General features: G+C 42.3%; 26 protein-coding genes and 2 pseudogenes. 1 reads left to right on the forward strand and 27 read right to left on the reverse strand.

The genetic code is table 11. The features are described from left to right. Position 1: 1 nt before the first annotated feature. From AB5618_RS11670 to AB5618_RS11725, 12 genes and pseudogenes are all read right to left on the reverse strand, one after another. Complete coding sequence (locus AB5618_RS11670; RefSeq protein WP_173772378.1) at positions 2-496, reverse strand: signal peptidase I; 495 nt, start codon at positions 494-496, stop codon at positions 2-4. Further along, complete coding sequence (locus AB5618_RS11675) at positions 493-1890, reverse strand: hypothetical protein (RefSeq protein WP_226855207.1); 1398 nt, start codon at positions 1888-1890, stop codon at positions 493-495. Before AB5618_RS11675 ends, AB5618_RS11670 begins: the two co-directional genes overlap by 4 nt. A 19-nt stretch (positions 1891-1909) precedes the next feature. Beyond that, complete coding sequence (locus AB5618_RS11680) at positions 1910-2686, reverse strand: TasA family protein (RefSeq protein ID WP_148462759.1); 777 nt, start codon at positions 2684-2686, stop codon at positions 1910-1912. Between the two features lie 21 nt (positions 2687-2707). Further along, a complete protein-coding gene (locus tag AB5618_RS11685) occupies positions 2708-3394 on the reverse strand; it encodes a hypothetical protein (RefSeq protein ID WP_173716453.1) in 687 nt (228 codons plus the stop codon). 10 nt (positions 3395-3404) lie between these two features. Next, positions 3405-3893, reverse strand: a complete 489-nt coding sequence (locus tag AB5618_RS11690; RefSeq protein WP_148462760.1) for a hypothetical protein — start codon at positions 3891-3893, stop codon at positions 3405-3407. A 480-nt stretch (positions 3894-4373) separates the two neighbouring features. Next, positions 4374-4955 (reverse strand): RNA polymerase sporulation sigma factor SigH, encoded by a 582-nt coding sequence (gene sigH, locus AB5618_RS11695; RefSeq protein WP_118579097.1) that lies wholly within the window; start codon positions 4953-4955, stop codon positions 4374-4376. A gap of 14 nt (positions 4956-4969) precedes the next feature. Further along, entirely contained in the window at positions 4970-5701 is a 732-nt protein-coding gene (gene rlmB, locus AB5618_RS11700) for a 23S rRNA (guanosine(2251)-2'-O)-methyltransferase RlmB (protein WP_148462761.1), read from the reverse strand. A 50-nt stretch (positions 5702-5751) separates the two neighbouring features. After that, positions 5752-6177: a Mini-ribonuclease 3 gene (locus tag AB5618_RS11705; protein WP_118579103.1), complete on the reverse strand. Its 426-nt coding sequence runs from the start codon at positions 6175-6177 to the stop codon at positions 5752-5754. Beyond that, positions 6162-7571, reverse strand: coding sequence for a cysteine--tRNA ligase (cysS, locus tag AB5618_RS11710; RefSeq protein ID WP_173716451.1), 1410 nt, complete (start codon positions 7569-7571; stop codon positions 6162-6164). The genes AB5618_RS11705 and cysS overlap by 16 nt, the downstream gene beginning before the upstream one ends. A 94-nt stretch (positions 7572-7665) precedes the next feature. Then, entirely contained in the window at positions 7666-8139 is a 474-nt protein-coding gene (gene ispF, locus AB5618_RS11715) for a 2-C-methyl-D-erythritol 2,4-cyclodiphosphate synthase (protein WP_118579255.1), read from the reverse strand. A 305-nt stretch (positions 8140-8444) separates the two neighbouring features. After that, positions 8445-8816, reverse strand: a complete 372-nt coding sequence (locus AB5618_RS11720; RefSeq protein WP_148462763.1) for a RidA family protein — start codon at positions 8814-8816, stop codon at positions 8445-8447. A 184-nt stretch (positions 8817-9000) separates the two neighbouring features. Next, positions 9001-9084, reverse strand: a pseudogene (locus AB5618_RS11725) (DUF6783 domain-containing protein); the annotation flags it as partial. On the opposite strand from AB5618_RS11725, the pseudogene AB5618_RS11730 reads away from it, so the two are divergent. Further along, positions 9061-9111 (forward strand): annotated as a pseudogene (locus AB5618_RS11730) (DUF6783 domain-containing protein); the annotation flags it as partial. The pseudogenes AB5618_RS11725 and AB5618_RS11730 overlap by 24 nt on opposite strands. Positions 9112-9151: 40 nt before the next feature. On the opposite strand, the gene AB5618_RS11735 reads toward AB5618_RS11730, so the two are convergent. The 15 genes from AB5618_RS11735 to AB5618_RS11805 all read right to left on the reverse strand — a co-directional run bounded on the left by AB5618_RS11735 (position 9152) and on the right by AB5618_RS11805 (position 25409). Beyond that, complete coding sequence (locus tag AB5618_RS11735) at positions 9152-10654, reverse strand: serine hydrolase (RefSeq protein WP_368366772.1); 1503 nt, start codon at positions 10652-10654, stop codon at positions 9152-9154. A 122-nt stretch (positions 10655-10776) separates the two neighbouring features. Next, positions 10777-13146 (reverse strand): ATP-dependent DNA helicase, encoded by a 2370-nt coding sequence (locus AB5618_RS11740; RefSeq protein ID WP_148462765.1) that lies wholly within the window; start codon positions 13144-13146, stop codon positions 10777-10779. An 89-nt stretch (positions 13147-13235) separates the two neighbouring features. Then, on the reverse strand, positions 13236-14015 hold the full coding sequence (locus tag AB5618_RS11745) for a TIGR03915 family putative DNA repair protein (protein WP_148462766.1): 780 nt from the start codon (positions 14013-14015) through the stop codon (positions 13236-13238). Beyond that, entirely contained in the window at positions 14012-15343 is a 1332-nt protein-coding gene (locus tag AB5618_RS11750) for a putative DNA modification/repair radical SAM protein (protein ID WP_368366097.1), read from the reverse strand. Before AB5618_RS11750 ends, AB5618_RS11745 begins: the two co-directional genes overlap by 4 nt. 365 nt (positions 15344-15708) lie before the next feature. Next, entirely contained in the window at positions 15709-17028 is a 1320-nt protein-coding gene (locus AB5618_RS11755; RefSeq protein ID WP_148462768.1) for an aspartate kinase, read from the reverse strand. Positions 17029-17101: 73 nt separating this feature from the next. Continuing rightward, positions 17102-17782, reverse strand: coding sequence for a tRNA (N6-threonylcarbamoyladenosine(37)-N6)-methyltransferase TrmO (gene tsaA, locus AB5618_RS11760; RefSeq protein ID WP_368366777.1), 681 nt, complete (start codon positions 17780-17782; stop codon positions 17102-17104). A gap of 80 nt (positions 17783-17862) precedes the next feature. Next, positions 17863-18207, reverse strand: coding sequence for a DUF1622 domain-containing protein (locus tag AB5618_RS11765; RefSeq protein ID WP_173718265.1), 345 nt, complete (start codon positions 18205-18207; stop codon positions 17863-17865). Between the two features lie 87 nt (positions 18208-18294). Then, a complete protein-coding gene (gene rlmD / locus AB5618_RS11770; RefSeq protein WP_118579264.1) occupies positions 18295-19452 on the reverse strand; it encodes a 23S rRNA (uracil(1939)-C(5))-methyltransferase RlmD in 1158 nt (385 codons plus the stop codon). A 16-nt stretch (positions 19453-19468) separates the two neighbouring features. Continuing rightward, the gene (locus AB5618_RS11775; protein ID WP_118579130.1) at positions 19469-20032 is read right to left on the reverse strand and encodes a phosphatase PAP2 family protein; all 564 of its coding nucleotides are present in this window, start codon (positions 20030-20032) and stop codon (positions 19469-19471) included. A gap of 176 nt (positions 20033-20208) precedes the next feature. After that, positions 20209-21126 carry an LCP family protein gene (locus tag AB5618_RS11780; protein ID WP_173718264.1) on the reverse strand — a complete coding sequence of 306 codons (918 nt, stop codon included), beginning with the start codon at positions 21124-21126 and terminating at the stop codon, positions 20209-20211. A 107-nt stretch (positions 21127-21233) separates the two neighbouring features. Continuing rightward, positions 21234-21989: an immunoglobulin-like domain-containing protein gene (locus AB5618_RS11785; RefSeq protein WP_173718263.1), complete on the reverse strand. Its 756-nt coding sequence runs from the start codon at positions 21987-21989 to the stop codon at positions 21234-21236. Between the two features lie 27 nt (positions 21990-22016). Next, entirely contained in the window at positions 22017-22751 is a 735-nt protein-coding gene (locus AB5618_RS11790; protein WP_195699910.1) for a YveK family protein, read from the reverse strand. Between the two features lie 81 nt (positions 22752-22832). Next, positions 22833-23564, reverse strand: coding sequence for a CpsB/CapC family capsule biosynthesis tyrosine phosphatase (locus tag AB5618_RS11795; protein ID WP_195699911.1), 732 nt, complete (start codon positions 23562-23564; stop codon positions 22833-22835). A 52-nt stretch (positions 23565-23616) separates the two neighbouring features. Continuing rightward, positions 23617-24315 (reverse strand): CpsD/CapB family tyrosine-protein kinase, encoded by a 699-nt coding sequence (locus AB5618_RS11800; RefSeq protein ID WP_118579145.1) that lies wholly within the window; start codon positions 24313-24315, stop codon positions 23617-23619. A gap of 173 nt (positions 24316-24488) precedes the next feature. Further along, on the reverse strand, positions 24489-25409 hold the full coding sequence (locus AB5618_RS11805; protein ID WP_243243767.1) for a 3D domain-containing protein: 921 nt from the start codon (positions 25407-25409) through the stop codon (positions 24489-24491). Between the last annotated feature and the right edge of the window lie 226 nt (positions 25410-25635).

Below are 25635 nucleotides of genomic sequence, written 5' to 3' on the forward strand. Positions count from 1 at the left end.
CTTATCTCACTCTCCTTTTTGTCTGCCCTTCAAAAATTTCTGTTGCCAGATAAATTGCAAACAGGAAAAAGACTGCCGCAATTTTACCCGTTCTGCTTCCTGTAAAGTTCAGCACATATCCGGCAAAAGGGATGCAAAATACAACCGTGCCCTGCAGATTTTCCCACTTTACCGGTTTTGTATCCTGATATTGATTGGAATCCCCTTTTGTTACAAAAAAATGCTTTTCCTTATTGTTTTCAGCTACCCGGTGTGTAATCATTGTTCTCCCTTGTTCTGTGGTAAATGTAATGATCTCCCCTTTTTCTACTTTTTCCGGCTCCTTTTCCTTCACATATATGGCACTTCCAACTGGCAAATCAGGGCTCATGCTTCCAGACATTACGCTGTAACATTTCATGCCATATATCTGGGGAAACGAAAGTCCGACTAACAAAATGACAAAAATCACCCATATGATTTTCAACAGACCTTTTCCCCAGATTTTTAATCTCATCTGTCTTTTTCCTTTCTGTACAGTTTTCTTGCAGTTACTGCAAGAACCACCGCAGCTGCAAATAGCGCAAACCATCTTGCCAGCAGATTTGTGTTATCTCCGGTTTTAGGGCTTGCAGACGCAGTTGCATACACTTTTTCTCCTGCTGCTCCATTTAAGCTTTCCCCTCCACCGTTGTATCCACTTCCACCACTGTTTCCGTTTTCGCCATACTTTCCATTTCCGCTTTTATTTCCACTTCCGCCGTTATTTCCGTTATTTCCGTTATTTCCGTCATCTCCATTGTTCTCATCGTCATTGTGCCCCCGGTCACCATTTCCATTTTGACCGGAAGATGAATCCGAAGAGGCCTGACTCGCAGAAAATACCCATTTCACTTTTCCCAACAGTTCCTGATATTCATTATCCATCTCTTCACTTAAAGACAATTTTACAATCAGATTTTTTCCTGCTCCTGGTTTAAACTCACCAAGGGAAATGTCTTTTTTCATGCTCCAGCCTTTTTTCGTCAGATTTCCATCTACAGTTCCATGATAAAGAACTTTATTGTTCTCCAGAATTTCAATCTTTGCATAACTGGTAAGAAGCTTCCGTATCAGCTCCAGATTCTTTTTGCTGTACTTGTTCTGTTTGGCAGCTTCCGCCCGAAGGCTCATCTTAATGTTTAAATCCGAGTTATTAGCAAGCCTTATTGTCTGGCTTCTTGTACATCCAGGCTGCAGGTTCTTAAAATTTGCAAACAGATCTGTTTTCTCGCCGCCAATGATCAGCTTATGATTTTTGTCAAAAATCACACTGGTAACAACTTCGCAAGTACATGGCTGATAGGTAATTCCAAGATCCTTCTCATTTTTTCCCCATATTGCTTTCATTTCGCCGCTCTCTGCCTGTATACTCTCCAGATTTACAATAATTCTTGCCTCTTTGTTCTTATAACGGTTGTCTGCTTTTTCAGAGAGATAGTAGCTGTCCATCAGAGGCTTTTTCGTGGTTTTTCCTGCCGGCAATACATCCTTATAGTACCAGTAGCCGTCCTCACACAGCTTCCAGAGATCGGTGTTGTAATGAATTTCGATCATCTCAGGATCCAGTTCCCGATTTTCCAGAAACTGACCGGTTTCACTGATACTCCCAAATACTCTTCCAATTTTTATCCGGACAAAGGAATCCACAGTTCCTTCATTTTTTATATTTACCTCTTTCACCACTTTCTGTCCCGGATCTACATGATCTGGCCTTACATAATTTTCCTGTATGGAATTTTTGTAAAAGGACATGGACAGCAGATTTACTGCATATTCAGATACATTCCAGGCAGCCAGCGCAGTACCGCATGCAAGCAGCAGTACTGCCACCACAGTTATGCAGATACTTGTGCACTTATGCTTCTTCATGGTATCTCTTCCTTTCTGATCAGTTCTCACTGCCGCGGTTTATTTCCTGCAAGGTTCCTCCTTTAATTTCTTCATCCAACATACGGTAAGCTTCTGACTGGGTAGCAAATCCTTTGCTCTGAATTGCCTGTGCTGTTACTTTCAGCTGATAATTTCCAACTTTCTGCATCTGTGTCTGGTTCCAGTCTGTAGGAATCGCAATATTGGTAAACAGGGTAGACTCCTCTCCAATATTTAAAATTCCATCCCCTTTTGCTCCCATATAATTGAAAACAAGTTTTGAAGCAGTGGAGCGTGCCGTGTCCTTTGTCCACAATGGATTTACCATTGGATAGGCTGCCAGCTGTGCAAGGTTGTAGCCAGGAATCCTATCCTGAATCAGTCCGGTAGCCTTACCTTCTTTTTTGTCATATCCACCGGTAAAAGTCTTATCAAAATAAATGGTTTTATAAATCAGATTCAACGCCTGATCGTCTGTGATCGGTGTCCCCTGACTATTCAGAATGTCCACACTCATTCTCACATAACAGGGCTCGTCCCCGTTTTTGTCGGAGGTGATGTTCTTTACAGTTGGATTTTTGTATACCGTGTATCCCGGATACATATTCTTTCCATCGTTTTCATTTGGATCCCAGTCCGGTTCTTTCAGACCAATATCAAGGTCCCCTGTGGTAAAAACATTGGTCTGCACAGAATTTTCCGTGAAATAAGCCATTGTGTTTCCAATTCCAAATAACATGGCACATGAAAGTACTCCCGCAAATAATACATTTCTTTTTCCTCTGCTCATTTTCATATTTTCTCTTCCTTTCTCTCATTAAAAATGAAACAATCCTGCTTCATACGCACTTTTTGGATTGTTAAGACCAAAATATTCTTCTCCTGTCATCTGCTGAAGAATCTGTCCGGAAATCTTAATTTCCACCCCGCCCATTTCCTGAATCCAGGTCTGCCTGCGGTTATTTACCTTTTTATCCACCCAGACCTTTGTAAATAGAGGAACAGTTGTTTCTCCTGTACCATTCAGGTTCCTTTTCAAAACTTTCGAGTAGTAAAAATACTGTACAGGGTCTGTCTTTTTCTGCTCAGCAAATCGCACCCATTCTCCTTTAGCGGCATCATCACTGTTATAATCAATGGTATAAACTTGGACTACTTTTTCCATATCCTGAGCGCTTAAGACTTTTCCTCTTTTGCTCTTATCCGGGCAATTCTGACTGTAAACGAACTCACATTTCAATGCTGCAAGCTCATTCATATTCAGTTCTGATGTATTGGTTATCTGAGGATCTTTTGCAACAGAAGAACCTGGAACAGTAAGTAATCCTTTCTGTGGATTCCATGACGGCTCTGTAAGAACTGCATCCAGGCCTTTTTCCCCGGCAAATGTCAGCCTGTTTGCAACTTGTCCTGTGTCACCAAGATAAGCAAGTGTGCCGCCAGTTCCCACAGCCAGACATAACCCGGTTCCAAAGATCAGTGCTGCCTTTTTCATTTTTTTCATGTGCACCTCCTTACAGTCTTGCAAAGGCTTCTTCCGGAGAAGAAAATCCTTCGCTCTGAACCGACTCTTCATACACAAGAATATCAAATGGAACTAAATCTTCTTTTTTTACTGTGTTTTTTATAACAATATTATCAAAAACCGTATCTGTTCGCTGTCCTGGCTGAAGCTGTTTCTGATAATAATAGTATCCGTCTTCTCCTGTTTTCCAACTGTCTTTTATCTTAAGAGGCTCACACTGCGCCTGTGCATCCAGATTGCTGAATACTACCCTGACCCGGACATATACCGGAATCACAGAATCATTTACAATACATGGCTTTTTCTTTATGACCGATCCTGGTCCAGGATCGGCCGGAGGATCAAACTCTTCTTCAATGTGTGTCTTATTCTCCACTATCTTTATCCTGTTAACAGTTTCCTGGCGGTCAATTAAATAGGCATACACCATAGAACCTGCTGCTCCCGCCAAAAGGCAGAACGCTAGTACAAACAGCATCCATTTCTTTCTCATGGATCAATCACGGCAGGAACCGTTCCTGCTTACTCCTTTCCTCCTGGAATTTCTGTTATTTTGCAGACCTGCTGCAAAACAGCTACTGCTCAAAAAGACCAGTAACCATAAAATCAGCACATGGGTACCACCTCCTTTACAAAGAACCAGAACGGTCATATCTGTCATTAGGGATTTTTTCGAAAATTAAATAGTAAAAAGAATAAAAGATTTGATTTATAAATACATCTGAGATCAGTGAAATAAATAGAAACTATAATTATTAATATTTTAACAATTTCTAAGATACAATAATTAATTAAATGGATTTTAATAACTGAATTAACAAATTTGAATTAAAGATTAAATTGACGCGTCTTCTGTGACGCATTGATTAATTGATATGATAACATGTTTTTTGAAAAAGTCAATACAGGAAATAGAATTTTTCTATTTCCTGTACCAGCTCCTGGACTAGAAAAGGCTCTAGCTTATTACCTCGCGGATTTTGGAGCGAATTCTCTGCAGAGCATTATCAACAGATTTTGGAGATTTATTCAGGATTCCTCCAATTTCCACATATCCTTTTCCCTTCAGATACAAATCCAGCACTTTATTTTCCATAGGACTTAAATAATCTGAAATTCTTTTCCGAAGATCCTCTGTAGTCTCCTGATCAATAATGATAGATTCCGGATTCTCCACGCTCAGTTCCCAGATTGGACTGCTTTCATCCTCCTGATTCAACGATACATAGGAATTCAGAGGCTGGTGCTTCTGGCGGTTAGAATTCTGAATGGCACTGTATATCTGCCTGTCAATACACACTCTGGCAAAAGTTGCAAAAGATGCCTCCTTATCTGTCTGAAAATCCCGGACTGCTTTAAACAAACCGATCATTCCTTCCTGAATCAGGTCATCTGTATCTCCTCCGATGAGGAACATGGCCCGGGCTTTCTGACGCACCAGCCCCTTATATTTCTCCATCAGATAATCTTCTATGGCTGTCTCTCCAGCCCGCAGACGGGCAATCAGTTCTTCATCACTTACACCATCGAACTTTCCCATATTTCCTCCGGATTTTATTTCATTCTCTGGCGAACCACCTCATAGGCAAGGATTCCTGCTGCAACAGACGCATTCAGAGAATCAATATCTCCCTTCATAGGAATAGCTGCCACAAAGTCACATTTTTCCTTTACAAGACGGCTCACGCCCTCTCCCTCATTTCCGATTACCACACCCATAGGACCGGTAAGATTCAGATTGTACATCAGATCTCCGCCCATATCTGCGCATACGAACCACATACCCTCTTTTTTCAGCTCTTCGATGGTCTGTCCAAGATTAGATACCTTGGCAACTGGTGTGTAGTTCAAAGCCCCTGCAGAAGTTTTTGCAACTGTTGATGTAAGCCCTGCCGCATGTCTTTTCGGAATGATAACACCATGTGCGCCTGCAAGGTTGGCAGTACGGATAATAGCTCCCAGATTATGGGGATCTTCGATATCATCAAGAAGAAAAATGAAAGGTGCTTCTCCTTTTTCCTTTGCTTTATTTAAAATATCCTCAACTGTGGAATATTCATATGCAGCCACCTGCGCGATCACGCCCTGATGGGCGCCTGTCTCACTTAACTGATCCAGACGCTCTTTCTGTACAAAATTAATGATCGTATCTTTTTTTCTTGCCTCACGGATAATGGTGCGTACTGGTCCATCCTGGCATCTGTCCAGAACAAAAAGCTTGTCCACGCATTTTCCTGAGCGAAATGCCTCTAATACCGCATTTCTTCCTTCAATCTGCTCGCTCATTTGCAGCCTCCTGTCTCTTATTGCCTTTGTAAAATCATTGCTGTTGTTCTTTATAAATTCTCTTCCGGAATTCCTTTTCTCACCAGTTCCACAATTCTGGAATAATCTTCTTTCAGGTACAAATATCCCATCAGTGCCTCAAAGCCTGTAGCCCTGCGGTAATCTGCCATTGTAGCATGCTTGGCCATTGTAGGGGAATGTGCATTTCTGCCTCTTTTATAGACAGCCAGTTCTTCTTCTGTAAGATCAGGTTCCAGAAGCTCCATCATCTTTGACTGCGCTCCTGCCTTTACCAGGCTGCTGGCCTTTTTATGAAGCTGATTCACCGGACAGTTGCCTTTTTTAACAAGGATTGTCCGGATCACCAGTTCATAAACACCATCTCCAATATAAGCCAGTGTCAGCGGGGAATAGGTTCGCAGATCCCTGTCTTTCAGTTCAAACAGTTCTTTTAATTCACTTAAGCCCGTTTCCATTTTACTCCTTCACGTGTATCTTTAAGAATGATTCCCTTTGCAAGGAGTTCATCACGAATCTCATCTGCTCTTGCAAAATTCTTTGCCTTTCTTGCCTCCTGGCGCTCTGCAATCAGATCTTCGATTTCTTTATCCAGAATTTCTTCTTTCTTCACAGCAGCAAGTCCAAGCACATCACAAAGCTTCACAAGAATTTCAAGAATTCCTTCTGCAAAAGCGGCGCTGCTTTCTTCTGTTACATTTGTATTGGCAAATTTGACCAGTTCAAATACAGCTGCAAGCGCATCAGCTGTGTTGAAATCGTCTTCCATTGCTTCTTCAAATTTCTTTACATATCCTTCTGCCTCTGCAAGAAGTTTCTTCTCAGCCTCAGTAAGTTCAACAGCAGATGCCTTCTCCTTACGGTCTTTCAGGCGTCCTGCTGCCTCTGTAATTCTCTCAAGGGCATTCTTGGAAGACTCCATAAGATCAGCACTAAAGTTCAGCGGACTTCTGTAGTGTGCATTCAGCATGAAGAAACGAAGCACCTGCAGGTCATACTGCTCGCTGATCTCACGCACAGTACGGAAGTTTCCAAGGGACTTGGACATTTTACGGTTATCAATATTCAAGAATGCATTGTGCATCCAGTATCTTGCAAAAATTTTGTCATTGCAGCATTCGCTCTGTGCGATTTCATTCTCGTGATGCGGGAAAATAAGATCCTCACCACCGGCATGGATATCAATCTCGTCTCCAAGATATTTCTTAGACATAACAGAGCACTCAATGTGCCAGCCCGGACGGCCATCGCACCACGGAGAAGTCCAGTATGGTTCCCCTTCTTTCTTCGGTTTCCAGAGTACGAAATCCAGCGGATCTTCTTTCTGGTCCTCTCCTGATACCTGAAGTGCACGGAATCCAGACTGCAGGTCATCCAGGTTTTTGTGGGAAAGCTTTCCATATTCTTTAAATTTCTTTACACGGAAATATACAGTTCCGTCTGCCACTGCATAAGCATATCCTTTATCCATAAGAGTCTGGATCATGCTGATCATGCCGTCAATTTCCTGAGTTGCCTGAGGATGTGTAGTAGCAGGCTTCACGTTCATTCCTGCCATATCCTTTTTGCACTCTTCAATATATCTCTGGGAAATTTCTTCTGCGGAAACTCCCTCTTCGATTGCTTTCTTGATAATTTTGTCATCTACATCTGTAAAGTTGGATACATAGTTTACTTCGTATCCTTTATATTCCAGATAACGGCGGACTGTATCAAAAATGATCATTGGACGTGCATTACCAATATGGATCAGGTTGTATACAGTAGGTCCGCAGACATACATTTTTACCTTTCCCTCTTCAAGGGGTACAAATTCCTCTTTCTGACGGGTCAGCGTATTAAAAATCTTCATTTTATTTCTCCCTCCGGTCAATTTCTCTAAATGTTATTTCGCAGCTACCAATTCCAGACTTCTGCAGCATTTTGTACTTGTGCGCACAACAACATTATTTCTTGTATAAAAGGCAGACTGCCTGGGAAGCAATTCCCTCTTCTCTTCCGGTAAAACCCAGCTTCTCCTCTGTGGTAGCCTTGATATTCAGACAGTCAGGCTCCATATGCAGCGCTTTCGCAATGTTTTCCTTCATCTGTGGAATATGAGGTGCCATCTTCGGCTTCTGGGCAATGATCACAGCGTCAATATTTCCTACACCATATCCTTTTTTTTCCAGAAGAGAGGCTACATGTTCCAACAGCTTTACGCTGGAAATCCCCTCGTATGCCGGATCTGTATCTGGAAAATGCTGTCCAATATCTCCAAGAGCTGCAGCTCCCAAAAGAGCATCCATAATCGCATGAATCAGTACATCTGCATCTGAATGTCCCAGCAGGCCTTTCTCCCACGGTATCTTCACACCGCCAAGGATCAGATTCCGGTTCTCTGTCAGTCTGTGTACATCATATCCCATTCCCACTTTCATAAGATTATCCACATTTCGTCCCTGCCTTTCTTCTTGAAAGGGATTTTCCTGCATAGCAAAAAATCCCCATGCTATCGTTCGCTATTATACATGATTTCCAACTAAAAAGCAATCCGTCAACAGTTTAATATGCCAGGGATTTCTGTCTGACATTCCAGACTGCGTTGCAACAGAATTCTGCACAATTTTTATTTATGACAAAGGCCTCCCGGGTGAACCCCAGAAGGCCTGACAATATATATTCTAAATATTTGCATATCTTTAAATACAAAAACATTTGACACATTTTCCTGTGGACAGTACTATTAAACTTCTGCGATTACCTCAACTTCGCAAAGAACATTCTTCGGAAGAGTTTTCACAGCGACACAGGAACGTGCTGGTTTGTTTACAAAGTATTTCGCATACACTTCATTAAACTTGGCAAAATCTCCCATATCAGCAAGGAAGCATGTTGTCTTAACTGCCTTCTCAAAGCTACTTCCTGCTTCTTTCAGTACTTCGCCAAGATTCTTCATAACCTGCTCTGCCTGAGTCTCAATGGTATTTCCGTTGATCTCGCCTGTTGCAGGATTTACCGGAATCTGTCCAGATGTGAATAATACTCCATTTAAGATCATTGCCTGGGAGTATGGTCCGATTGCTGCTGGTGCCTTCTCTGTATAAACTACTTTCATGGTGTAAATCTCCTTTCAATTTTTCTTTTATTGTCTTCATGCTATCGCAAAATTTTATTAGTGTCAAGCAATTTTTTTGTACGAATCTGGAAAGTAATTTTTTTGTACAAGTCTGGAACGGATTCTGCCTTGCAGGATTTTCCTATTACATAAATAATGTTTGCTGCACAGTCTTAGGGCGTGTTTAAAAAATCATTCCCGCAATCTGCACGCCCCACTTTGTGGGAGATTTCACCCGAATTCGGTTGCAGTAGCCCGCTACGGCACCCTCATCCGGGCGAAATCTCCCACAAATTGTGACGCACATCTTGCAGAAAGCCTTTTTCAAACATGCTCTAATTCAAATAATAATAAACCATCGCAGAAATCCTTTGAATATTGGAAACAGCATCTGCTTCCTTTCCTGCATTCTCAGACATTACGCATAGAATATAATCCGTTCTGGCTCCATAGACAATTCCAATATCGTGCTGGCTTTTATCATTTTCACCAGTTTTATTCGCTACCTGAACAGATTCCTTGAGCCCGCCAGGAATCTTTGTTCTGGTATCCTGATTCAGAAGCAAAGACAGCATCTGGTCAGAATCCTCCGGACTTACACATTCTCTTCGGTAAATCTTCTCTAACAAAGTGCCACAATCCTCCACAGAGGTCATATTACTGCTGCCAAGCCCTTCCGGATCTGTATTCGAAGGCGCAAGCGTATGAAGCACAGCTGTCTCTTTATAACCCTGTTCCCTAAGATACCTGTTAATTACACGTGCACCTGCATTGAATTGATTGGAAGCAGTCTGAAGCCTTACCATTTCATTAAAAGACTCATTGTCACTGTAGGTTACCATATTCTCCATAAGCCGAAACAGCTTGTCTGTCACAGTCTGACTAGCTGAATCTGCTTTCAGAAGTATCCCCTCAGCTATCCTGATTTTTTCCATATTTTCATAACTTGCAGCCATTGTAAATGCTTTTATCAGACTTGCAGAAGATATGGCTTTATCATTGATGGAGAACTTCTCTCCGCTCTTCAGATCTTTCACATAGACGCTCCAGTCCCCTTCCAAATTTTCCGTAAATTCCTTCACAGCTTTCTTCAGATTTTTGATCCCCGGATCCGTCAATTCCTTGATACTGCCATCTTTTTGGATTGTCAAGCCCTCTGGTGTAGTACCAGCTTCTTCCACTAATACGCCGCTTGATTCATCAAAATAATAATACCCGGAAAATCTCTTTTCTCCCACATTCATTTCCTGGATATAATAAATGCCACCTTCCTGACACACTCTTCCATTTCTGTCAACGTAATACCCGCCATCTAGTTTTATCTGTCCAATCTCTTCTTTTAGAATACAAACTCTTCCGGTACCGGAAAGCCTTCCAAGGTTATTTACCACATAAATCCCCGAAGTCCATCCTGCTTCCACAGTTCCATCTTCTGCTTTCGGGAGTGCTTCCTGTGAAATGGCTGTAAGATGTGCTTCAGAAGCTTTAAATTTTCCTGTCTCGTCGTGATAATAATATCCATTAAACACTGTTCCATCTACAACAAAATGGTCGAAATAATGTATAGCCTGAACGCAGTCTCCTGAACCATCTTCATTCAGACAGTAAAAGCCGTCACTTTTCAACATATATTTGCCATCACTGTTGGGAATAGGAAGTATCTTAGCTTCCTCTGTAACAGATGACAGGCTGCCGCCAGTTTCTGATTCCGCCAATACAGTCAGAACTTCAGGCTTCCATAACAGGAGCCCGCTGTTGCTGCACCAAAATGCTGCCCCCAAAAGGACTGCCATTCCAGCTGCTTTATACAGCCATCTGGTTTTTTTGCCTTTTTTCATGTTATTCTCCTTTTAATAAGGGCAGTATAACCTGTTTCTGCTTTGTATGCAACCTCTTTGTTTTCCATAACATTTTTACAGGCTCTGGAATGTGTTTGAAAAGACTTTCTGCAGGATGTACGTCACAATTTGTGAGAGATTTTGTCCGGAATACTCTCCCAAAATTTTTGCAGCTGTGCTTCCACATTTGACAATGTACACGTTTTCCTGTCATTCCACTCCACCGGAAAAAGATTGCTGTATTCTCTCTGCCGGAACCGTTCATCCAAAAGGAGAATAACACCATGATCCTCCCTTGTGCGGATTACTCTTCCAGCAGCCTGCAGAACCTTATTCATGCCAGGATACCTATAGGCGTAATCAAATCCATTTTCCCCATTTTCTGTGTAAAAAGAACGAAGAATTTCCCTCTCATTTCCCAACTGGGGCAATCCGGTTCCCACTAAAATGGCTCCAATCAGTTTTTCTCCCAGCAGATCAATTCCCTCTGAAAAAATACCACCCATAATGCAAAAAGCTACCAGTGATTCCTGATTCTGTTCAAATTCCTGAAGAAACTCTTCTCTTTCCTGTTCCTTCATAGAGCTGTTCTGACAGATACACTTCACCCAGTTTACAGAAAATTCTTCTTCGTAGACTGCATAAACCTCTTCCAACATTTTGTAAGAAGGAAAAAATACCATATAATTTCCCTTGCGCTGCCATACAGTCTTTGCTATATATTCCGCAATTTTATGATATTCCTCATATCCCCTGCGACTATATAAGGAACTTACATCGCCGGCATTTAAAATACAGCGGTTCTTCTGTGAAAACGGTGATTCCACGTAGATTCCATAATCGTCCTGCCTGTTGCTGAGCAATTTCCTGTAGTAGTTCATGGGCAGCAATGTGGCAGAAAAGAATACGGCACTGCGGCCTTTCTTCAGATATTCCCCCAGGTTCACTGCCGGATTTACACAGAACAGTTTCAGGCGAAACAGACCATCTTCTCCATTCTCAGCATAAACTACATAGTTCTCATCTATCAGTTCTGCAATATTCAGGAAATTACGAATATCAAAATAAAACTTCCTTACTTCATCTTCCAGTTCCACATCCTTATGTGCTTCCAGAAAAGCATCAAATTCTCCCTGAACCTTTAAAATCGTCATAGTTATGGAACCCGTGCCTGGGAGAACGAGGTAATTTCCACAGTCCACCTGTAGTTCTTTCAGCTGTTTATCCAGCTTTCCAAGGGAGCGGTAAAGCCGGGGTGCTCTTTCTTTCATAACTTTTCGAACCCGAACAGCATCTTCCCTGCAAATAGAAGCGCTGTACATCTCTCTTCCCCGTTCTGCCAGATTATGAGCTTCATCAATGAGAAAGACATAATCTCCACCTGCACCTTCCCCGAAAAAACGTTTTAAATGAACCGTAGGGTCAAACACATAATTATAATCACAAATTACAGCATCCACCCATAAAGACAGATCCAAACACATTTCAAAAGGACATACCTGCCATTTCTCTGCCTGCTCCCGTATAGTCTCCCTGTCATATCTGCTCTTCGTCGTCCACAGCTCATAGACAGCGTCATTGACCCTGTCGAAATGTCCCCTGGCGTAAGGACAATGTACCGGATCACATTTGGTTTCGTCCATAAAACACAGCTTCTCCTTGGCTGTAATGGTCACCACTTTGTATTTCATTCCCTTTTCCCGCAGCACCTCAAAAGCTTCCTGAGCCACTGTTCTTGTAATAGTCTTGGCTGTAAGATAAAAGATCGTCTCCCCTTTCCCTTCGCCAACAGCGCGAACTGCCGGAAAAATGGTAGACATGGTTTTTCCTACGCCGGTAGGTGCCTGAATAAAAATCTGACGACTGGCTCCAATTGCATGGTAAACACTGCTCACCATCTTTCTCTGACCTTCTCTGTAGAAAAATGGAAATTCCAGGCTCTGAAGAGAATGATTTCTCTCTTCCTTCCATTTTTTCTGATAACTGAGCCATTTATGATATTCATCCAGAAGTTTCTGGTACCATTCTTTCAGTTCCTCTATGGAGATCACCTCCCGGAACCTTTTCACCACTTCTGTCTCCAGATTGGCATATGTCATCTGGATTCCAATCTTCGACAAGCCTTCCTGAACACCGTAAATATAGCCATAACACATAGCCTGAGCCTTATGAACCTTCACAGGCTCTTCCATCTGTTCCACATTTCCATATATTCCTTTAATCTCATCGATCCAGACAACTTCATCTTCTGTAAAAATTCCATCTGCACGACCTTCTAACCGAATGTCCAGATCCTCATAGCTGCAATTCATCCGCAAAGCAACCTCTGCTCTGTAGTCTCCGCCCATTTGTTTCTGAAGCTTCCGATGCAGTCTGCTGCCCTTTAACATAGCATCTTTGTCTATAGTACCTCTTCGGTTATCAAGATCACCGCTTTGCAATATAAACTCCACAAGATTTCTTACTGATATTCGTGTTACCGGATTGTCCATTTCCAATTTACCGCCTTTTACTGGTCTGCTGCCTTCCAAACAAAGATACCTTATCTGTAAGCATTATAACACGAATTTTACTTATCGGCCTATCCTTTCACAGAAAACTCCGGCATATTACTCCGAAAATGCAAAGCAAGCATCTGCTTCTGAAGTTTCTCATTCCTCCTTGCTTCAATGGATATGCTATCACAAAATGTCTGCCACAGTTCCTCGTACTCTCCCATATCCCCTACGGCGCTCCCTGGCACCTGTATACGCACTTCTTTTCTCATGACGCACTCCTTCCCTTTCTCATGGCACAACGCCTTCTGCCTCTTCTCATCATAGATTACCCAGTTCTCATTGGGAAAGCGATTGGAAAAATGAAGAGCCATAAGAGACAGGATATCATTCCCCGGCTGGATCTTTGCCAACAGAAACCTTCCGCCAATCTCCCTGAAACGGACAAACCCAAAATAATGGTGATATTCCCGCTTCACGCAGAGTGCCAGTTTCGCAACCCTGGATACATATGGATCTGCCAGTGCCTCCATTACACGTTTTTCGCATCTGCCTCCCCCAAAAGCCCGGTGCAGCACATAATAAATGGCAGTTCCCCTGTCTTCATCTGCTGAAGCTGCCGCCAGACAGATCTGTTCGTAAACCTCGCTTCCCAGTCTCATAAGAATCGTCCTCATAACCTTACCAACCTTACTCTGATCTGTAGCAATCTCCCGATAAGAAGTGAACAATTCCATGCTTACAGGAAAACTGGTCTGAATGCTCACTTTACAGCCGCCTGCACACTCTTTCCATCCATCATAGACAGCAGAAAAAATTCCCTCCATAGAGTCCTCACATACCAGGATTCTTTTCTCTTGATTCATATAGCTCCCACCTTTCTGTCCACATGATTCTTTGTATTTTCTGTATACAGTCTTCTGCTCCCCATCTCATCTCCAAAGAGGGATAATTGCTGAAATGCAGCTTCATTCCCATGCTTCCGACAGTTCTCTTCATCCAGAAGATTACGGGTAATATAAGATTCCTCCAACCTGGTATTGTACATCATGCGGCCATTACAGGTGATAAAATATAAGGCACGCTTCAGAACCACACCAATCCTCTTCAAATCTGCAAATTCCAGGGAATGGGTTCTCCTGGCTCCAATGATTCTTCTGGCAGAGGTATAACCGATTCCCGGTACACGAAGAAGTTCATAATAATCTGCCTGGTTGATCTCTACCGGAAAAAACTCCAGATGTGACACTGCCCAGTCTGCCTTGGGATCCAGAAGAAGGTTAAAATCCGGATGCTTCTCTGAAAGCAGTTCTGAAGCCCGAAAACCATAAAACCGCATAAGCCAGTCTGCCTGATAAAGCCGGTGTTCCCGCAAAAGAGGCGGACCTGATAAGGACATGGGCAGATCCTTATCTTCATTTACGGCGACAAAAGCCGAATAAAAAACTCTTTTTAATGCAAAGTTCTTATACAAAGATTCTGCTACTGACACGATCTGATAATCGCTCTCCCCCATAGCTCCAATAATCATCTGGGTACTTTGACCGGCTGGTACAAACTTAGGGGCATGACGGTACAGAACCAATTCCTCCTTATTCTGATCTCGCTGCTGCTGAATCTGCTTCATAGGGCGCAGAATGGTTTGCCTGCTCTTATGCGGTGCCAGTTTCCTAAGCCCGTCTGCAGTAGGAAGTTCCAGGTTCACGCTCATGCGATCTGCCAGATACCCCGCCCTGGCGATCAGTTCAGGAGCAGCACCTGGAATGGCTTTCAAATGAATATATCCCTGAAAATGATATTTATTACGAAGAAGATTTACTGTACAAAGCAGTTCTTCCATAGTCCTGTCTGGACTTTCCTTTACTCCGGAACTTAAAAACAGTCCTTCAATATAGTTCCTCCTGTAAAATTCCATAGTCAGACGACACACTTCTTCTGGGGTAAAACTGGTACGCACCACATCATTGGAGGCTCTGTTTATACAGTATTTACAGTCAAATACACATTCATTTGTATAAAGGATCTTCAAAAGACTGATACATCTGCCATCCTGAGCAAAACTATGACAGATTCCGGCAGCAATGCTGTTTCCCATGCCCTTTCCATCTCCCTTTCGATCCACACCACTGGATGTGCAAGCCACATCATATTTCGCGGCATCCGATAAAATCTCCAGTTTCCGCTTCAATGTCATTGATTCCTGAATAATCATCCCGTAACAAAGCTCCTTTTATGTAATCTGTGTTTCGCATTCTTTATTATTCTTAATTTCAGAACGTTTGTTCTTGTTTTATTTTAGAACGCACGTTCTGTTTTGTCAATATCATAAAACGGCACGAAATTTTTTCTATACAAAAAGAGCCATAAATCAAAGATTAATTCTAACACTACCTTTGATTTACGGCTCTTATCTCATTCTTTTAATATTAAAGCTCCCGGACGACAGCCAGAAATGGTACATGCTTACATCAGCGAATTCATGAATACCAGACGTTCTGAACGTATGAGCAGATTTTCATATATGTGAATGCTGCCGACAGGTGACCTATCCACTCAATTTCAAATCTGTGTCAGCACAAAAATATCATAAATTGCTTTCACTGCATTTTCAAAATCACGGTTCTCCACGCCAATGATAATATTCAGCTCACTGGAGCCCTGGTCAATCATCTTGACGTTTACATTTGCATGTGCGAGGGCAGAGAAAATTCTTCCGGCTGTACCGCGGGTGGATTTCATTCCACGTCCTACAACTGCGATCAGGGCAAGGTCAGATTCCATTTCCACAAAATCCGGCTGAACCAGGCGATGGATTCCCGCAATTACCTGCTGCTCCTTTTCTTCAAACTCATCCTGGTGAACATATACTGTCATGGTATCAATACCGGATGGAACATGCTCAAAACTGATTCCCTGGTCTTCAAATACCTGAAGCACTCTTCTGCCAAATCCGATTTCACTGTTCATCATGGACTTCTCAATGTTGATAGAACAGAAACCTTTCTTTCCTGCAATACCGGTTATGGTATATTTCGGCTTGCGGCAGGTACTCTCCACAATAAAAGTTCCCTTATCCTCCGGACGGTTGGTGTTGCGGATATTAATCGGAATTCCCTCTTTTCTTACAGGGAAAATAGCATCTTCATGAAGAACAGTAGCTCCCATGTAGGAAAGCTCACGAAGTTCACGGTATGTAATGGTCTCAATCACAGCCGGATTCTTTACAATTCTCGGGTCTGTTACAAGGAAACCGGATACATCAGTCCAGTTTTCATACATATCAGCCTTAATTGCCTTGGCAACCAGAGAACCTGTCACATCAGAACCACCTCTGGAAAAAGTGGTCACAGTTCCATCGTCCTTTGCACCATAGAAGCCCGGCACAACTGCATTCTCACATTTGGAAAGACGCTTGTTCAGAAGTTTGTCTGTCTTCTCTGAATCCAGATTTCCGTTTTTATCAAAACGGATTACTTCTGCTGCATCCACAAATTCATAACCAAGATAAGCAGCCATCACTTTGCCGTTCAGATATTCTCCACGGGAAGCGGCGTAATCCCTGCCAATCTGTGCTTTAAAATTCTCTTTGATCAACTGGAAATCCTCTTCCATGGAAAGAGCAAGGCCAAGCCCTTTAATAATCTCATAATAACGAGATTTGATTTCTTCTAAAACCTTTTCAAAATCACCGCCATTTGCAGCTGCGTCATAACAGCTGTAAAGAAGATCTGTTACCTTCGTGTCCCCGTCAAATCTCTTACCTGGTGCAGAAGGAACAACAAAACGTCTGCTCTCTTCACTTCTGATAATATCTCCGACTTTTTCAAACTGCTCCGCATTTGCAAGGGAGCTTCCGCCAAACTTTACAACTTTTCTCATAATCCTTATGCTCCTCAAAAACTTTTTCTCCATTTTATGAAAAAATTCGACTTTTTGCAAGGGTTTTTTCGATTTAATTCGTGAAAGTGTTAAATACCTCCAATACCCGCAGCTGTTCTCCATCTACTTTAAAATGAATATCCCAGGATCCAAAAGACATTCCGTATTTTCTTTCAGGGTCCTTCTGATACCCAGGTCTTGGATCGTTTGCAAGGACAGCAAGAAGCGCTTCTCTTTTTTCCACTGGAATCTTCTTCAAAAGCTCTTCCGGAAACTCTACTTTCAGCTTATGATCCTGAATCTGGTCGGTAAATCCGCCTGCTGCTTCCGGATGGCTGTCCACGTAAGCCAGATAGGGCTTTATATCATAAATAGGTGTTCCGTCCATAAGATCCGCTCCTGATACATGAAGCACCGGTCCATACTTTTCAGAAAACTCTACGCTCTCCAGCCTTACACTGGAAAGTCCTATGGGATTTGGACGAAAAGGAGACCTTGTAGCAAAAACGCCCATTCTGACGTTTCCCCCAAGTCTTGGAGGACGCACTGTAGGAGACCACTCCTTGCGGACAGCCTGTGAAAATTCCCAGATCAGCCAGATATGGGTATACTCTTCCAGCCCTCGAAATGCCTCATGGTTCCGATATTCCGGTTCAAAAATAATATCCGCCTTTAGTTCCTGTATTCTGCAGCTCTGATGGGGAATTCCAAATTTCGTTGGAAAATCACTTCTGATATGAGCAATTACTTTCATTTCCATTGTTTATTATACCTTTATCAATCTTTATGTGTGCTCCTATAAACCCGCAGATATCATCTATAAACAGCGAACCTCTATTCCTCATGTCCGCCGCTTTTTTCTTCCTCCTTGATTTCCCAGTGAAGCAGGAACGTAAGAGCTGCACGAAGAGCAATAATTCCGGCTACAATTCCGATTTCCTTCCACTCACGTACCACTACAGTACGTAGAATCTCACTTCCCATTTTAAATTCCAGTCCCATGGCAAGTCCCCTCGCCAGATAGACACCAGTATCTCCGGCATGTTTCAGCCACTTGATAAATCCGGTAATTCCACTCCAGATAATAATGGCAACTCCAATAAACTCAAAAATTACAATGGCGAAACCAGCAATATTCTCCAGAACCCACTCCATAATTCCAGTTATGGTCGTCATCATAGGTACCTCCTTTTTCCTGCTGACAGGATACCTTTTCTTACAGAATATATTTTCATTGCTACACAGCCTGTAAACAGCAACAGTTTCTTATTTTTGCTCCAGCCAGGTCACCACTTCTGTGTGATCTGTAAAACAAAACATTTCCACAGGCTGGATTTCTTTAACTATATAATTTTTTCTCGTAAGGAAATTAAGGTCTCTTGCAAGTGTTTCCGGGTTACAGGAAATGTAAACAATTTTCTTCGGAGAGAGTTTTATTACGGAATTCAGGAATTTCTCGCTGCTGCCTGAGCGGGGAGGATCCATAAATACCACATCTGCCTTTTCACCAGCTTCTGCCATTGCCTCCATAAATTCACCGGCATCACCCTGGCGGAAAGATATGTTTACCACCTTATTCTCTCTTGCATTGATCCTTGCATCCCTGACTGCATCTTTATTCAGTTCCACTCCGACCACTTCTCTTGCCTTACCAGAAGCTACCAGACCAATGGTGCCAATTCCACAATATGCATCAATGACTTTTTCTTTCCCTGTCAGCCCTGCAAATTCCACAGCTTTTCCATAAAGAATTTCGGTCTGCACTGAATTTACCTGATAGAAGGATTTTGGTGAAATACGGAAGGATTTTCCACAAAGGGTATCACGGATAAATCCCTTACCATAAAGTACGATTTCCCGCTCGCCAAGAACCATGCTTGTATTTTTGTCATTAATATTTAATACCACAGTACTGATCTCTGGATGAACTTTTCTTAATGCCTTCACAAAGTTATTCTTGGATGGAAAAATAGGAGAGGCGACCACCAGTACTACCATTACCTCACCTGTAGAAAAGCCACGACGCACCAGTACATGGCGCAGAAGTCCATATCCGGTATCCTCATCATATGTTTTGATCTTAAAAGACTTCAGCATTCCCCGAATGGTACGGATGATTTCCTGACTCTTCTTATCCTCAATCAGACACTGTTCAATAGAAACCACTCTGTGGGTACCAGCCTCATAAATTCCAGAAATAATATTTCCCTTCCGGTCACGGTCAAATACAGCATGAACTTTATTCCGGTAAAAATAAGGATCTTTCATTCCAATTACCGGCTTCACATTCCCAAACTTCTTCAAAAGCCCCTGTACCTGATTTTGTTTCTTTTTAAGCTGTGCGGAATAAGGCACACCCTGATACTGGCACCCACCGCACTTTTTTGCGTATGGACAGACTGTCTGTGTTTTTTTCTCTTCCATAAATTCTCCCTTATCTTTATTTTGCTTTTCGTTCTTCATAATATCTGACTAGAGCGTGCTCTAGCTTCAGCGCCGCCAACGCACTAAAAGTGCCTACAAGGGCTCCAGCCAGCACATCTGTAGGATAGTGTACTCCCACGTACAATCGGGACAAAGCGATCAGTACTGCCAGGACCATGGCTGCTTTTCCCCATTTTCCAGGAAAGGCTTTATAATATACGCCTGCACAGGCAAAAGATGCGCAGGTATGACCTGATGGAAAAGAATAGTCCTTCAGCCTGGCAACCAGAGGCACAAGTCCCTCCACAGAATCATAAGGTCTTATACGCGCTACCAGATCCTTAAGGCATAAATTCGTAACCACTGCCCCTATAGCTAGTGCCAGAAGTGCGGTTACACCTGCCTTTCTTGTCTTCTTTGGAAAAAGAAAGAGCAGCCCCAAAACAATCCAGAACCAGCCTCCGTCTCCTAGAAAGGTAATTCCCTTCCACAGCCAGGTAAACAGATCACTTCTTAAATACTGCTGTATAAAAAGCAGAATCTGTGCATCAATATTATGTATCCATTCAAGCAATTCCACTTATCCTCCACCCGCTTTCAATTCTGATTGCTGTCTATATATTTCTATAATTTATTTTTATAATGGTTCAGCAGACAGTGTGTAACTGCAAAGGAACTCAACAGCTGCTTTTATTTCGTTATTATAGCGTAAAAGACGGTTCGTGTGGTGCGAACCGTCTTAATTCTTTTTAATTCTTATTCACCTGCGTGATACAGGATCTGCTGAAGATATTGCCGATTCTGCTCAAGATCAGGAACCAGAACCTGCATGCCGTCAATCGTCTGAGGTGTGTAGGCTCCATCCTCCGGAATCCGGTATGATGCAATTTCATCTGTACCGATGTTCATCACATCCATGGCATATCCGGTTATATCCCACAAAGAAAGATCCGTAGTAACCATTGGAAGAACATCCTTAACCAGACCTGCAATATCAAAAACTCCCAGATCTTTTATCTTGGCAAAAGCAGCCATAAGTACTTCCTGCTGCCGCTCTGTTCTCCGATAATCGGAATTTCCAATAGAACGGTTGCGTGCATGGATAAGTGCCTGTTCTCCATCCAGATGGTTCATTCCTTCCTGAAGATTCCAGTCGCTTCGAAGAGGCTGAGGGTAAAGAACATTCTGATCTCGTCCGCAGATATAATCTGCTTCCGCCTGAGTCAACTCCAGATCTATTCCTCCAACCTTGTCAACCAGAACCTGGAAAACTTCAAAATCCACTTCCACATTTCCATCTATCTTTACTCCGAAATTTTCTTCCAGAGTCTGGTCCAAAAGATCCATTCCTCCATATGCGTAAGCCGCATTAATACGAGTAGTCGAATATCCAGGAATGGCAACATAAAGATCTCTCATAAAAGAGGTCAGGCTTACAGTACCCTGATCCTTGTCCAATGTAGCAAGAATCATGGAATCGGAACGCTGACGGGACTCTCCCTCTCTTTTGTCCTGTCCGATCAGCAAAATACTCTTGATATTGCTGGTGGCCGCTTCAGCATCCGTATTCTCTGCCTTTACTGTATATGCAAACGCCGTACTCACAGCCGGGCTTTCCAGAAACAGCACCGCGCCAAGGCAGATAAGGGTCTTCTTCCATATGGTAGATCTCATATATTTGCTCCTATGTACATGTGCATGGTCAAAAAGGAATCTTTCTGCCGGTTCTTTCATAACCAGCAGTCGCTATTGATTACTGTTCACTCCGTTCACAGTAATCATTATTTTACTACAATTGTCAGAACAGCTCCGTTTGAAGCATTGCCATTGGAGTCAACAACATAATAAGTCAGTTCATAAGTACCCGGAGTATTCACATCAACGGTTCCAGTGATCTGAATCTTACGATAAAGATCACTTGTTGAATCTTTATCGTCTTGAATGTCTTTTACATAACTCAGTCTGTCAATCTGTGTTCCCTTGGCAATTTCAACGTAGTAAGTATTCAGATAAAAACGCGGATCCTGAGGGTTCAGCTGGTCAATCTTTTCTTCTTCCCTTTCCTGCGCTTTTTCTTCTTCTGTCATTTCTGGTTCTTCTTCATCTTCTGAATCAGTCTCATTTTCATCCTGCAGGGCTTCATCCGTTTCTGCATCTGTATCTGTATTGTCAGAAGAAGTTTTGGTTTCTGAAGTAAATCCCATAAGATTTCCCTCGGAAGTCATATGATAAGTTACCTTTGTTACATTGTTACTGTTATCCTTTGCAACATAAACAACTGTGACTTCATCCCCTTTTTCATTTGGATAAACATTCTCAACTGTCAGGCTGGCTGAAACATCTCCATCTCTCTTGTCAACAGCTTTTACTCCTTCCAGAAGATCTTCCGTTGTCATATCCGAAGTGTAGCTGTTTTTCTTGCTCTCTGCAATGGTAATTTCCGGTCCCTTGCGATCCTGCCTCATATACAGCCATCCCAGGATTCCGGTCGCTCCTATTGCCACTGCCGCCATTAAAACAATCAACCATTTACGCATATCTGCAGCTCCTTATACTCAATTTCATCAGCGACGTTTTCTTGATTTCTGTTTCTTGGATCTGCTTTCTTTCTCTGAATATGGAATACTTCCCAGAACAGAAAGTCCAAGATAACGCTCTACATCTTCCTCAACCTTGATCGTATCATTTGTAAGATAAATGATGATCACAATCGCCATTGCAATGATAACACCTAAAAGTCCACCGATCACACCATTCTTCGCAAGACTTGGGCTGGCTTTTTCATTTGGGATGTTTGCGCTGTCAACTACGTTAACCGCCTCAATATCCATAACTGACTGAATGTGCTCTGCTGCCATATCGCGGATAGCATTGGCCATCTCACTTGCTGTATATGGATCTTCATCAGATACTATGATCGTTACAATACGGCTGTCTGTAGAAGTATCTACGGTCAGTTTGCCAAGCAGCTGCTGATAGGTAATATTAAGATTCAGCTGTGCAATTACACCTTCAAGAACTGTACGGCTCTTAATAAGTTCCGCATAGTCCTTAGTCAGCTGTGTACTGGTCTGCATATCTGCACTGGTCAGTGTATTGCTGTCCTGTTTATTCAGCACCATGATCTTCGTAGTAGATTCATACTGTGGAGTGATAAAAAGCATTGTTCCGATAATGGAAATCACACCCAGAATGATACCGGAAAGAATAATCACTCCCAGCCTGCTAAGAATCAGGTGAAAAATCTCACCTAAATCGATTTCAATTTCATCGTTATTATTTGTAACCTGATTTTCCATTCTTCTTCTCCGTTACCCTGTAATTTTCTTTACTTTTTCAAAACAGATACATCGTTTTCAACGACATCCCATATATAAAAGTCAAAATCTCTCGTTATTTATAATGCACTCCGGATTGCTGATAAAAATCATATCTGCGTAATCCGTTCCCATCATTTTTTCAATTTTGTCGTAACATTTGCCAATGTGAGGTGTTCGTTTGGCCAGATCATGACCGTCAGACCCTACAAAATCCAGCATTTCTTCTTTAATTACTTTCTTGCAGAAACGCTTGATCATAAAGCCATCCTCACCAATAATACTGTCCGCATTCATCTGGATATAGGCCCCCATATCCCTGAGTTCATCAATAAAATCCAGACCGCTTTTTACTACCGAATGATAGCGTTCTACGTGTGCAATAATAGGATAATAGCCCTTCCGGATCAATGCCTGCACCCGTTCCCTGATATAGGACTTTTCGTCTGAAGTCCGAAACTCCGTTAACACATAACGGGAACCTGACATGGTAAGTCTTTCCCCTTTTTTCAGACAGTCTGTCATATCCATGCTGGAATGAAGCTCGCAGCCCAGATACATCTGAATACCGTCTTCTCCAATCTCAGCGGCAGCCTTCCTCACACGAAGGAACTGCTTCTTAACCTGTTCCAGAGACGGCTCAAACATATCATATCGAAAATGCGGAGTGGCAATAATGTTGCGGACACCGTCATCATATTCCTTCTGGAGCATGCGTACAGATGTCTTAAGATCCTTCGCTCCATCATCTACTCCCGGAACAATATGACAGTGAATATCATAAATACCTTTCATTCGCTTCGCCCATTTCCAATCTCTTCATATAACAATCTCGAATAATGCCGAATCAGTATTTTCCGTATTCTCCGTACTTGCCATATTTGCCATATTTACCATACTTACCGTATTTACCATATTCCTTAGTATCTACCTTGTTCAAAATTGCACCGATGATCGGACAGTTGGTCTTCTCTAGCTGCCCCTTGATCTCCTGTACAAAATGGTAGCTGATACTGCCGGATTCAATTACAATGACAGTTCCATCGCAGGAATCCGCCACAACTGCACAGTCGATTACTCGTCCAAGAGGCGGTGTATCTATGATAATGTAATCATATACATCTCTTACAACACGGATCATGTCTTTAAACTGTCTGCTTCCTAAAAGCTCTGCCGGGTTCGGCGGTACAACACCGGAAAAAATAATGTGAAACTTGGGAAGATTGGTTGCGCAGATAACGTCCTGCAGTTTCGCCTGCTTGGACAGGTAGTGGGTCAGTCCCTTCACTTCTTCCTCAACCTGTACACGTCCCATAAGTACGGATTTACGAAGGTCTGCATCAATCAAAAGTACAGATTTACCACTCTCTGCAAGGGAAGCTGCAAGATGGAAAGTTACATTACTCTTTCCTTCATTCGGGGTACAGCTTGTAAATGCAATCACCTTTTTGTCGGCACCGCAAAATTGAATATTTGTACGAAGTGCCTTATAAGCCTCATCCATGGATGAATCAGCTTTCCAGTCGCTAATTTTTACTTTTACCATAATTTTGTTTTCACCTTATCTATTTGTTATCCTGTAAATCTGCCATATTTTCCTTCTGATTTCCCATAATTCACGTCATGGCAGTGTCTGCCTAAATATTATACACTAGAAGTACCGCATTGGCTAGTACATTTTCGAACTAAATATGCACAATTTTTCACAAAATTTTCATATTATTCTTGATTCCCTTCCTGAATCCCTTCTATACCCTGAACGGATGATCCCTCTTCCAAAAGATAAACTTCTACATCAAATACACCGCTGTTCAATGCTTCCGCATGGCTTCCCATATAAATATCAATGCGGTTGTTCTTAATGGCGCCGCCGCAGTCTTCTGCCACATAGACCTGTCCATTGATAACTACTTTAGAACCGTAAGGAATTACAGTTGGATCTACTGCAATAGTACGGTTCGTGGTAGCTGTCACACCTGTGGATGTGATTCCGTTTGCCCACGGACCGCAGCAAATGCTGCACTGGCAGTAATGGGTAATATGGAAAACACCAAGTGGACGAAGGCTGCTGTCTGCGGAAACCATAATCGGCTGTCCTTCAAGAACACCTGCATTTCCCCCTGTCTGGGTAACACCTTCTACTGCTTCTGCAAATACGCCCTCTCCTGTACTTTTATGTATAATTCCTGCTTCTACAGTTCCATCTGAGGTTGCATCTGAAGCTACCTGATTCTTATCTTCATACCCCTCCAAAACAGAGGTTGGGATATATCCCACCTGTTCTTCTCCATTATCATCCTCAAACAGAATCCTGCTCCAGATATCATCAATAGTACCTGTCCGGCTGATTTCATCTTCTTCCAGCACTTCGCCGATCACAGACCCCTCTTTTCTGCCAGGATAATCTAATACATCTGTATCTGCCGCTACTGTGACAGTATCCTGGACTTCCGTGATCTCATCCTCGATTTTCCCGGAATCCTTTTTTTCGACAGCTTCTTCTGAAACTGTTTCTTCTTTATTATCATTATTTTCCTGTGCTGTACCTGAAATGGCCGGACCGGCTATTTCCGCTCCAAGCGCAGAAACAGGCATACATGCAGAAACACATACTGCCATAACCAGAAATCTTTTTTTCATGAATTTATATCTCCTGATCTGTTCAATTTTCCCCTCTACTCTTTGTTTATCATAGCACAGCTATTTTCTTATTTCAAATCCCATCAGGCTTTTTAGAAATTTTTCACATTTATTATTGTAGCTTTTTTATTTTTTCATTAAAAAAAACATTATTTCATTTTTTTCAAAAAAACATTGACAAAATAGATTTTATACTGTATTATATGTTTTGTCGCTGAGGAAAACA

The organism is Ruminococcus sp. J1101004sp1_RTP21198st1_B9_RTP21198_201120 (genome assembly GCF_040924245.1).
In the GTDB taxonomy this organism is placed as follows: domain Bacteria; phylum Bacillota; class Clostridia; order Lachnospirales; family Lachnospiraceae; genus Blautia_A; species Blautia_A faecis.

Bases quoted from the DNA above. Each gene is read 5' to 3' on its own strand.
- AB5618_RS11705 (WP_118579103.1), bottom strand. From the start codon at position 6,177: ATGGAAACGGGCTTAAGTGAATTAAAAGAACTGTTTGAACTGAAAGAC.
- sigH (WP_118579097.1), bottom strand. From the start codon at position 4,955: ATGGGAAAGTTCGATGGTGTAAGTGATGAAGAACTGATTGCCCGTCTG.
- AB5618_RS11755 (WP_148462768.1), bottom strand. From the start codon at position 17,028: ATGAGAAAAGTTGTAAAGTTTGGCGGAAGCTCCCTTGCAAATGCGGAG.
- AB5618_RS11675 (WP_226855207.1), bottom strand. From the start codon at position 1,890: ATGAAGAAGCATAAGTGCACAAGTATCTGCATAACTGTGGTGGCAGTA.
- AB5618_RS11670 (WP_173772378.1), bottom strand. From the start codon at position 496: ATGAGATTAAAAATCTGGGGAAAAGGTCTGTTGAAAATCATATGGGTG.
- AB5618_RS11735 (WP_368366772.1), bottom strand. From the start codon at position 10,654: ATGAAAAAAGGCAAAAAAACCAGATGGCTGTATAAAGCAGCTGGAATG.
- ispF (WP_118579255.1), bottom strand. From the start codon at position 8,139: ATGAAAGTGGGAATGGGATATGATGTACACAGACTGACAGAGAACCGG.
- AB5618_RS11790 (WP_195699910.1), bottom strand. From the start codon at position 22,751: ATGGAAAATCAGGTTACAAATAATAACGATGAAATTGAAATCGATTTA.
- AB5618_RS11745 (WP_148462766.1), bottom strand. From the start codon at position 14,015: ATGAATCAAGAGAAAAGAATCCTGGTATGTGAGGACTCTATGGAGGGA.
- AB5618_RS11690 (WP_148462760.1), bottom strand. From the start codon at position 3,893: ATGCTGTTTGTACTAGCGTTCTGCCTTTTGGCGGGAGCAGCAGGTTCT.
- AB5618_RS11795 (WP_195699911.1), bottom strand. From the start codon at position 23,564: ATGAAAGGTATTTATGATATTCACTGTCATATTGTTCCGGGAGTAGAT.
- rlmD (WP_118579264.1), bottom strand. From the start codon at position 19,452: ATGGAAGAGAAAAAAACACAGACAGTCTGTCCATACGCAAAAAAGTGC.
- AB5618_RS11685 (WP_173716453.1), bottom strand. From the start codon at position 3,394: ATGAAAAAAATGAAAAAGGCAGCACTGATCTTTGGAACCGGGTTATGT.
- AB5618_RS11720 (WP_148462763.1), bottom strand. From the start codon at position 8,816: ATGAAAGTAGTTTATACAGAGAAGGCACCAGCAGCAATCGGACCATAC.
- AB5618_RS11780 (WP_173718264.1), bottom strand. From the start codon at position 21,126: ATGAGATCTACCATATGGAAGAAGACCCTTATCTGCCTTGGCGCGGTG.
- AB5618_RS11680 (WP_148462759.1), bottom strand. From the start codon at position 2,686: ATGAAAATGAGCAGAGGAAAAAGAAATGTATTATTTGCGGGAGTACTT.
- rlmB (WP_148462761.1), bottom strand. From the start codon at position 5,701: ATGAGCGAGCAGATTGAAGGAAGAAATGCGGTATTAGAGGCATTTCGC.
- AB5618_RS11785 (WP_173718263.1), bottom strand. From the start codon at position 21,989: ATGCGTAAATGGTTGATTGTTTTAATGGCGGCAGTGGCAATAGGAGCG.
- cysS (WP_173716451.1), bottom strand. From the start codon at position 7,571: ATGAAGATTTTTAATACGCTGACCCGTCAGAAAGAGGAATTTGTACCC.
- tsaA (WP_368366777.1), bottom strand. From the start codon at position 17,782: ATGAAAGTAATTGCTCATATCAGAAGTGATTTTCCAACGAAATTTGGA.
- AB5618_RS11740 (WP_148462765.1), bottom strand. From the start codon at position 13,146: ATGGACAATCCGGTAACACGAATATCAGTAAGAAATCTTGTGGAGTTT.
- AB5618_RS11805 (WP_243243767.1), bottom strand. From the start codon at position 25,409: ATGAAAAAAAGATTTCTGGTTATGGCAGTATGTGTTTCTGCATGTATG.
- AB5618_RS11750 (WP_368366097.1), bottom strand. From the start codon at position 15,343: ATGACATTGAAGCGGAAACTGGAGATTTTATCGGATGCCGCGAAATAT.
- AB5618_RS11765 (WP_173718265.1), bottom strand. From the start codon at position 18,207: ATGATGACGACCATAACTGGAATTATGGAGTGGGTTCTGGAGAATATT.
- AB5618_RS11800 (WP_118579145.1), bottom strand. From the start codon at position 24,315: ATGGTAAAAGTAAAAATTAGCGACTGGAAAGCTGATTCATCCATGGAT.